The organism is bacterium, from assembly GCA_021372775.1.
In the GTDB taxonomy this organism is placed as follows: Bacteria; Acidobacteriota; Polarisedimenticolia; order J045; family J045; genus JAJFTU01.
Genome location: JAJFTU010000436.1, coordinates 1 through 9,460 on the forward strand (window position 1 = coordinate 1; position 9,460 = coordinate 9,460).

General features: G+C 74.0%; 5 protein-coding genes. 2 read left to right on the top strand and 3 right to left on the bottom strand.

The features are described 5' to 3' along the window. Both LLG88_14975 and LLG88_14980 read left to right on the top strand, forming a co-directional pair. A partial coding sequence (locus tag LLG88_14975) for a class I SAM-dependent methyltransferase (protein MCE5248209.1) occupies positions 1-639 on the top strand: 639 nt, incomplete at its 5' end. Beyond that, positions 636-4,967, top strand: coding sequence for a polysaccharide pyruvyl transferase family protein (locus LLG88_14980; protein MCE5248210.1), 4,332 nt, complete (start codon positions 636-638; stop codon positions 4,965-4,967). The genes LLG88_14975 and LLG88_14980, both read left to right, overlap by 4 nt. Before the next feature lie 95 nt (positions 4,968-5,062). On the opposite strand, the gene LLG88_14985 is transcribed toward LLG88_14980, so the two are convergent. From LLG88_14985 to LLG88_14995, 3 genes are read right to left on the bottom strand one after another with little or no spacing between them, the layout of a single operon-like run. Further along, on the bottom strand, positions 5,063-6,991 hold the full coding sequence (locus tag LLG88_14985; protein MCE5248211.1) for a tetratricopeptide repeat protein: 1,929 nt from the start codon (positions 6,989-6,991) through the stop codon (positions 5,063-5,065). Between the two features lie 16 nt (positions 6,992-7,007). Further along, positions 7,008-8,192 carry a hypothetical protein gene (locus LLG88_14990; GenBank protein ID MCE5248212.1) on the bottom strand — a complete coding sequence of 395 codons (1,185 nt, stop codon included), beginning with the start codon at positions 8,190-8,192 and terminating at the stop codon, positions 7,008-7,010. Then, positions 8,177-9,121, bottom strand: a complete 945-nt coding sequence (locus LLG88_14995; protein ID MCE5248213.1) for a FecR family protein — start codon at positions 9,119-9,121, stop codon at positions 8,177-8,179. The genes LLG88_14990 and LLG88_14995 overlap by 16 nt, the downstream gene beginning before the upstream one ends. Positions 9,122-9,460: the final 339 nt, after the last annotated feature.

A 9,460-nucleotide genomic window follows, 5' to 3' on the forward strand; every position in this document is an offset into this window, starting at 1 on the left:
TCGCCGACGTCGCGCGTCGTGGACGTCGGCTGCGGCTACGGGCGCGTCGCCCACGCGCTGCTGCGCCGCCCCGGCTTCGCGGGCACGTACGTCGGGATGGACATCCTCGATCGCCAGATCCGCTGGTGCGCCGAGAATCTCGCGCCGTGCGGCGGCGGGCGGTTCGCCTTCCGCTTCCTCGACGTCCAGAACGGCCGCTACAACCCGACCGGCGCGATCGCGCCCGACAAGGTCGATCTCGGCGTGCCCGACGGAGAGGCCGACGTCGTGGTCCTCACCTCGGTCTTCACGCACATGCACGAGAACGAGATCCGCCACTACCTGCGCGAGATCCGCCGGATGCTCGCGCCGCGGGGGCGGGCCTACGTCACCTTCTTCCTGCTCGACGACGAGGTGCGGGCCAACGAGGCCGCCGGGCGGACCGGCTATCCGCTGCCGTACGAGCTCGCGCCGCACTGCCGCTGCATGACCCAGGAGGATCCGCTGCACGTCATCGCCTACGACGAGCGCTGGGTGCTCGAGCGGCTGGCCGAGGCCGGCCTCGAGGCCGTGGAGCTGCATCACGGAGAGTGGGGCGGACGGGGCGAGGGGCTCGATTTCCAGGACACGCTGATCCTCGCGCCGACGGCGGCCGAATGAGCGACCTCTCCCCCGCCGACCTGCTCGCCGCCGGCCGGTTCGACGAACTGGTCTGGGACGGCGGCGAGGGCGCCGCGACGGCCCCCGATCGGCTCTTGGCGCGCGCCGCCGCGGCGCAGCGGCTCGGGCTGTGGGACGCGGCGCGGGAGTCCGCCGCGGCGTGGGCCGCGCAGGGCGCGCACGCGTCCGAGGGGCCGCTCGTCTCGATCGTCGTGCCGACGTTCAACCGCCGCGCCTCGCTGCGGCGGGCGCTGGCGAGCGTCGCCGCGCAGCTCTACCGCCCGATCGAGATCGTCGTCGTCAACGACGCCGGAGAACCGGTCGGCGACGTGCTCGACGAGTTCCGCGGGCAGGTCCCGATCGTCGAGGTCGTGCACGAGGAGAACCGCTACCTCGCGGCGTCCCGCAACAGCGGCGCCGCGCGGGCGAGCGGCGTCTACGTCGGCTTCCTCGACGACGACGACGAGCTTTACCCGCACCACGTCGGCCACCTCGTCGCGCTGCTAGCCGGCGGCCCGGAGCGGGCGGCCCGCGCCGTGCCGCACCTGCGGCGGGACGGCGGGCTGCGCCGCTACCCGGCGCGGAGCTTCGCCTGGTCCGAGCTGCTGCTCGAGAACGTCGTTCCCGTGCAGGCGGTGCTGATGGAGCGCGCGCTCGTCGCCGAGGCCGGCGGGTTCGACGAGTCGCTGCGGGTGAACGAAGACTGGGAGTTCTGGCTGCGCATGCGCGAAAGGACGGCGGTGGCCGAGAGCCCCGTCGTCACGTCCTGCGTCGACGTGCGCACGACGCGGGAGCGGATGTCGTCCCGCTCGAGGGCGCCGTTCCTCGCCGCGCACGCCGCGATCTACGAGCGGACGCGCGCGGTCGCGGAGCGGCGGTGCGGCGCCGACCTCGCCGCGGCGCGGCGCGCCTTCCTCGACGACCTCGAGCGGCAGGTCCACGACGAGATCCGCGCGACCCGCCGCATCGCCGTCGTGGCCTGGGGCGAGGGCGCCGACGCCCTGCCCGTGCCGACGCTCGACGTCGACGATCCGGCCGCGCACGCGGCCGCCCTCAACGCGCTGTTCGCGGACCGCGACGTGGACTTCGTCGCCGTCGTCCGCGCCGACCTGCTGCGCGGCCTCGATGCGCGCTGGACGCTGCGCCTCGGCGCGCAGCTTCTCGCCGACCCGCGGCGCGCCGCGGCCGGGCCGCTCGACGACGGCGACGGCGGCCTCGCCTATCCCGAAGGGCAAGGCGAGGACGTCGCCGCGCTCGATCCCGGCTGCGCGCTGCTGCGGACCGCGCCGTGGCGCGACGCCGCTTCGGCGAGCGACGCGGCGAGCGCGCGCGACGCCGCGCCGTGGCGCGCCGACGTGCCGCCGCCGGAGCAGTGGGAACGCTTCTTCGCCGGCTGCCGCGAGCGCGGCCTCGCGCTGCGCCGCACCTTCGACCGGCTCTTCGCCGACGCGCCGCACGACGCCGGGCGCGCGCTCGCGGAGATCGTGGCCCCGCCGCCCCCGCCGCCGTTCGCGCCGACCGTCGTGCTCGGCTGGCACCGCGTGCCGCTCCGTCCCGGCGCCGATCCGTTCCGCCTGGCGATCGCGCAGGACGACTTCGAGGCCCAGGTGCGCGCGCTCGCCGCGCGCTTCCGGATCATCCATCCGGACGAACTGGGCCGGCCGGCGCCGGACGGCGACCCGCGGACGCGCGTCCTGCTGACGTTCGACGACGGCTACCGCGACAACTACGACTGCGCCTTCCCCGTCCTGGCCAAGCTCGGCCTGCCGGCGGTGCTCTTCCTCTCCACCGGCTACGTCGAAGGGGAGCTGCCGTTCTGGTGGGAGGCGCTGGCGCGCGCCGGCGACGGCGTGCCCGAAGGCGAGCAGCAGGAGTGGCGCTTCCTTCCGCCCGAGGAGCGCGCGGAACGCGTGCGCGCGCTGGCGCTCGCGTCGGAGACGACGGCCGAGCTCCGCGGGCTCGCGGCGACCTGGCCGATGATCGCGGAGCTGCACCGGAGCGGCCTCGTCGAGATCGGCGCGCACACGCGCTTCCACTCCTCGCTCGGCCGCCTCGACGACGCCGCGCTCGAGGCGGAGATCGCGGGGGCGCGGGACGACATCGCGCGACGGCTCGGCGCCGCGCCGCGCCTCTTCGCCTACCCGCACGGCGCCGCGGACGACGTCTCGGCGACGGCCGTCGGCAGCCTGCGGCGGCTCGGCTTCGAGTTCGCCGTGACGACGTCGCCGGGGGCGCTCCGCGCCGCGGCGCGCCCCGGCGCACTCGAATCGCTCGTCCTGCCGCGCCTCGTCGTCGGGACGAGAACGCCGGAGGAACTGGTCGCGCTGGTCGAGGAGCTGGCCGCGCCGCCCGCGCGCCCCGCGGCGCCGGACGACGAACCGCGCCGCAAGATCGCCGTGCTCAGCGGCATCTCCGCGCACAACATCGGCGACGACGCGATGCTCGTCGCGACGGTGCAGGACCTGCGCCGTCTCGATCCGCGGGCGGACGTCCGCGTCCTCGCGGAGAGCCCCGAGACGTGCGGCCCGGTGGCCGCGCAGATCGACGCGCCGATCCTGCCGTCGCTGCAGCGCTTCGTCCGCTCCTTCGTCGCCGGCCTGCCCGCCGGCGCCGACGCGAACCTCGCCCTGCTCCAGACGGCGCGCGACCTGCTGGGGAACCGCGAGGCGATCCTCGCCGGCGCGCGCCCCGCGCCGCTCGGCCCCGCCGAGTGCGAAGGGCTGCGCTGGCTGATGGGCGCGGACGGCGTGGCCGACTGCGGCGGCGCGAACCTCACCCCGCAATGGAAGAGCTTCTTCCACGAGAAGTGCCTCGACTACCTCGTCGCGGCGCATCCGCTCGCCGTCTTCGGACAGGGGATCGACCGTTTCGAGGACGCGGGGGACCGCGCGCTGCTCGCCGCGGCGCTCGGCCGCGCGGCGCAGGTCACGCTGCGCGAGGGGATCTCCGCCGACTATCTGCGCGAGGTCGGCTGCCGCGCGCCGCTGGCGACGACCGGCGACGACGCGCTGACGATCGCGGCCGCGCCGCCGGCCGAGGTCTGCCGCCTCCTCGCGCGGGCCGGGCTCGACCCGTCGCGCTCGTACCTCGCCTTCCAGTTCCGCCACTACCTCGACTACGCGGCCGAGGAGACGCTCGACCTCTTCGCCGCGCTGGTCCGCGCGGCGATCGAGACGACGGGGCTTCCGGTGCTCGGCGTGCCGATGCACTTCGCGGAGACCGACGAGCGGGAGCACCTCGCGGCGGTCAAGGCGCGGCTGCCGGAGACGGCGCCGTTCGCGGTCTATCCCGACGAGTTGACGCCGGCGCAGGCGAAGGGGCTGTTCGGCGGCGCGCGGGCCGCGTTCGGCATCTCGTACCACAGCGCGATCCTGACGCTCGGCGCGGGAACGCCGTATCTGGGGCTCTACCGCGGCACGCACTACACGCAGAAGATGCGCGGCCTCGCCGCGCTGTACGACCTCCCCGACCTCGCGCTCCCGCTCGAAGGGCTCGCGCCGGAGACGTTCGCCGCGGCGCTGCGCGACCGGCTGGCGCGGCGCGGGGAGATCTGCGCGCATCTCGCCGCGCGCCACGCCGAGCTGAGCCGGGCGGTGCGCGCCTCGCGCGCGGCGTTCGTCGAGGCGGTGCGGCGCGGCGCCGAAGAGCGGCGCGTTCCCGCCGCGGCGCGCCCGCGGACGCCGGGACCGGTCGACTGGGGCAACCTGCGGCACTTCGAGCCGGTGAGCGACAAGTGGGGGTTCGACCGCGGCCTTCCCGTGGACCGCGTCTACATCGAGGAGTTCCTCGAGCGGAACGCGGAGTTCGTGCGCGGCGACGTCTGCGAACTGCTGAACGACGACTACACCGTGCGGTTCGGCGGGCGCCGCGTCGCGCGGCGCGAGATCCTGGACATCGACGCGGGGAACAAGCAAGCGACGATCTTGGACGACCTGACCTGCCCCGAGCGCCTCGGCACGGAGCGGTTCGACTGCTTCATCCTGACGCAGACGCTGTCGTACATCTACGACTGCGGCGCCGCGCTGCGCCACGCCTACGCGTCGCTCAAGCCCGGCGGCACGTTGCTCGTCACCGTCCCGTCCACGATCCGGTTCCACCGCGAGCCGGAGGACCACTGGCGCTTCACGGCCGACTCGATGACGCGGCTGATCGCCGAGCGCTGCCCCGGCGCGGCGTACGAGGTCGAGCAGAAGGGGAACCTCGTCGTCGCGATCGCCTTCCTGCTGGGACTGGCGCGCGAGGACCTCGAACCGGCGGAGCTGCGGCGCGACGACGAGCGCTTCCCGATCGTCGTTCTCGCGCGGATCACGCGCCCCGCCTCGTCCTGAGACGCGCCGCGCGGCCCGCGCGCGGCCGCCCCTTGGGGAGACGGTCGCGCCGCGGTCCGCGCGGGTCGGTTCGCCGGCGCGGGGGGGGCGCCCGCTCAGGGCTGCGCCTGCCGCTCCTGCTGCAGCTCCCACTTGATGATCTCGTCCTTCGCCGCGCGCGCGTCCGGCGCTTCCGGCGCCGCCGCGAGGTAGAGATTCATCTGCTGAATCGCCCGGTCGTACTTCTTGAGCTGGGCGCAGATCAGCGCGGTGTTGTAGTAGAGCTTCGGCACGTACGGCGCGATCCGCTGCGCCTCCATGAACTCGACGTAGGCCCGCTCGACGTCCCCTTCCTTGATCAGCAGCTCGCCGCGCACGACCCGCCGATGCGCGTCGTCCGGCATCTCCGGCGGCGTGGGCATCTTCCCCGCCGCGGCGAAGACAGCGGCGCGCAGCGACGAAACCTCCTGCTCGTCCGCGGCGTAGCGCAGCGCCTGTGCGTACTCCGGCAGGCACTCCGCGTAGCGCCCCTGCGCGTCGAGCTGCTTCGCCTTGTCCAGATGCCCCTGGCCCAGCGGCTTGAGCAGGGCGACGAAGACGTTGCGTTCGCTCCAGACGGGCGCGTTCTTCGGATCGAGCTGGTCGGCGGCGGCGAAGTAGACCGACGCCGCCTTGTCGAGGTCGCCCCGCCGGGCGTAGCCCAGGGCGCGCAGGACCTGGCGCTGCGCCTCGGCGAACGGGATCGCCGTCCCGGTCACGTTGGGGTTCTCGAGCGCCTCGAGCGCCTGGTTCGGCTGGTTCGACTCGAGCAGCGCCCCGCCGAGCGCGACCGTGGAGAGGATCGCGTTCGGATCAAGCGTCGCCGCCTCGCGCGCGTCGGCGAGCGCCTTCGCCGCGTCCCCCTTGGCGAGCAGCGCCAGCGAGCGGAGCGCCAGCAGCGCGCCGCTCTTCGTCTCCCCCATCGCCTTCCGCGCCAGCTCCTTCGTCTTGATCAGCCGCAGGAAGCCGCCGCGGGTCCAGACCTTGACCTTGACGGTCGTGCCGACCGGACCGCGCAGCTTCGCGGCGACCTCCTCGATCGTCATCACCGGCTTGATGTTGAAGGCGCCCTTGGTCGTCTTCTGGCCGTCGATCTCCATGATGTCGAAGCCGTCGTGGATGTCCGCCTCGGCGGCCGGCCCGCCCGGCACGACCCCCTTGAACATCGGGTAGACCTCGCCCATCACGACCGAGGCGCCGACGCCGCCGATCGCCGGGGCGTTGAGCCGCTGCTCGGCCGCCGCCAGCGCATCGTCGTAGCGCCCGGAGTAGTAGGCGACGATCGTCTGGATCTCCCCTGCGCTCGGGATGCTCGCGGCCGCCGCGTCGCGCCCCGTCGCCTGCGCCGCGGCGTAGTCCCCCTGCATCAACTGGCCCATGGCGACGCCGAGCCAGAGGTCGCCGCTCGACGGCGCGAGGGTGAGGCCGAACTTGAAGTTCTGGACCGCCGCGGCGAGCTTCCCCTGCCGCAGGTGGACGACGCCCAGGAGGAAGCACCCTTCGGGGGTCCCCTTGAGCTCGAGCGAGCGCGCCGCCGCGGCCTCCGCCTCCGTGAACTTCCCGGCGATGATCTGGATCCTGGCCAGCAGGAGGTAGTTCGCCGGGTCCTGCGGCGCGGCGGAGATCGACAGCTGCGTTTCGGCGGCCGCTTGGTCGAACTGCTTGAGCGCGAGGTACGCCTTCCCGACCGCCCAGTGAAGGTTCCCGATCACGACGCCGTCGGACGGCTGCAGCGCGAGGCCGCGACGCGCCGTCTCGATCGCCTGCTCCGGCTTCTCCGCGTTGGCGTAGGCCATCGAGAGGAACATGAAGTACTGCACGTCGGAGGCCCCCGCCGACGCGACGCCTTGCTCCGTCCAGATCTCGATCGCCGCGGACGGATTGCCCGCCTGATAGGCGGCCATCCCTTCCTTGAAGCGTTCGTTGTTCTCCACGCCGGCCCACGCGGCGCCGGCGCAGAGCAGCGCCGCGAGCAATCCCAAAACGGACCAACGAACCGTCTTCATCGAGTCTCTCCCACGGTCACGGGCGCGGCGTCGCGCTCCCTTGCTGTTGTTCCCGCTGGATCTGCTGCAGTTCCTGCCGGACCGCGTCCTTCTCCTGCAGCAGCCGGGACTCCTGATCGGCCAGTTCCCGGAGCTTGCGGTCGGCCTCGGCGAGCTGGGCCTGCGCCTCGGCGAGCCGGCGCTCGATCTCCGCCATGAGGGCGGCGTCTTCCGGCTTCGCCCGCGCCTTCTCCGCCTCGGCCTGCGCGCGGGCCGCCTCAGCCTCGCGCGCCTGAGTCTCCGCGCCCTTCTTGTCCTCTTCGGTCTTCCGCAGCTTCGTCTCGATCCCCTGCAGGTCCTGAAGGCGCAGCTGGACCGTCTGGATCGCCTTCATCGTTTTCTCGTCCGGCGCCGACGGATCGGGCACGGCGGGCGCCGCCGGGAACTTGCACGGGATGTCCACCGCCTGCCCCGCCGCGACGCGCGCCGCCTGCTCGTCGAGGTAGTGCGCCTGCTCGGGGTTGGCGTTCATCGCCGCCGCGGCGTTCTCGGAGAAGTAGCTCGCGCAGAGCAGCCGTTGCCACGCCTTCAACCCCGACGTGTCGTAGCGGCCGCCGCTCAGCGGCTGCAGCCGTTCCTTCGCCGCGGCGCCCGTGTCCCACTTGAACCCCTCGAGCGTGCCGCCCAGCGCCTGCATCGAATCCGGGGGCGGGCCGTCCTCGCCGTGCATCTTGGCGAGCAGTTCCGCGCCGTCCTGCCGGCGCTGGTCCTCCTCCGTCAGGGCCCGTCGCTGCGCCTGCGCCTGCTGTTCCTTCCACAGGTCGCGGAGCTGCTGCTGCTGCGCCTCGAACTGTCTCTTCGCCGCCTCCTGCGCCGCCTTCCGCGCCGCGATGTCGGCGGAATCGTCGCGCGGCGGGGCGAAGAGCGACGCGAGCGCCTGGCCGACGATGTCGCCCAGCATCTGGGCGGCGAACACCTCGTTGCTCATCGCGCCCGACGAGCGACGCCCGGCGCCGGCGCCGCCCGACCGCGTCGTGCAGACCGGCATGGCGTTGGCGCTCGGGCAGGTGCAGCTCAGGTAGGGACGCTCGCTTTCGGTGATCCTGGCCGAAGCGGCGCAGTCGATCTTCATGCCCGGGACCTGCGGCGAGGCGAGCGCCGCGGGGACGCAGAGCAGGGCCGGCGCCGCGAAGAGCGCGAGGCGTCTCATTCCTCCCACCATCTCCGCATCTCCTTCAGGTTTGCCGGCGTCGGCTCGGCCGGCGCGCCGTCGGGAAGGAGGTAGGACTGCATGCCCGGACCGACGAGCACCGTCTTCGCGCCCTTGACGTCGCCGAAGGCGACGGTTCCTTCGAGGACCACGACCGACGACGGCTTCCCGGGGATCTCGCGCACGACGAAGTCGGTGCCGCGCACCGACGTCACCGCGCTCGGCGTCCGCACCTCGAACTTGTGGTTCAGCCGCGCGACGCGCGCGCGGACCTCGCCGTAGAGGAGAGTCTCGACGGCGCCTTCCGCGAGGGTCATGGCGGCGCCGGCATCGAGGCTGACGACGTTCCCCTCGGGCAGCAGCACGTCGGCGCGGCCGTCCTTGCCGGTGCGGATCGTGTCGCCCGGTCCGGCGACCGGCGGCGTGTCGGCGGTCACGGCGCGCGGCGCGCCGCCGCCCGCCGGCTCGATCTCGACCGTCCCTTCGGCGCGCGGCATGAACCCGGCCATGCCGCCGGCGGGCGGGAGTTCGCGCAGGCGCGCCGCCCACGCCAGCGCCTTTTCCGCCCGCGCCGCGCGCAGCCTGTTCTTGCGCAGCGCCTCCTCCGCGGTCGCGACGACGCGTCGGGCCTCGGCCGTCGCCGCGGCGCTCTTCGATGCTTGCGCCTTGGCGAGCAAGGCGCGGCCGGCGTCGATTGTGTCTTGGTTGATCGCCTGCGCGGCCCGCGCGCCCGCCGCCTCCCGCTGCAGCCACGACTCGACCATCGCGAGATACGGCGGGATCGGGCGCTTCGGCGGCGCGGCCGATTGGGCGCGGGCCGCGACTCCGGCGAGACCGGCGGCGAGGCCGAGCAGCGCGAGCGTCCCCGCGAGGAGCGAGACGCCCCGGCCCCGCGAGCCGACGAAGCGGGCCGCGACGCCGCGCGGAAGCCTGCCGCCCATGACCGTCCTCCCGGCGCCCGCGGTCCGCAGCGCTTCCGCGCCGCGGCGCGACGGCGCCGCCGTCTCGTCGGAGATGACCGAGCGGGGACAGTTTAGCCAACGTCAGGCCGGAAAGAGGCCTACGCTTTCATGAATTGACCGATTGTGCATCGGAACCGCGTTCCGCGTTCGCCCGCCGCACGCGGACCGCGCGTTCGACGCCCTCAGCGCTTCCTGCGCTGCGCGAAGAGCCAGTCGCGCAGCGCGCCGTCGCGGTAGGCGGGATCCCACGCCCCGTGGTTGACCCCGGGGAGGATCGAGACGCGCGGCTTCCCGCCGGCCGCCTCGAGCGCCGCCGCC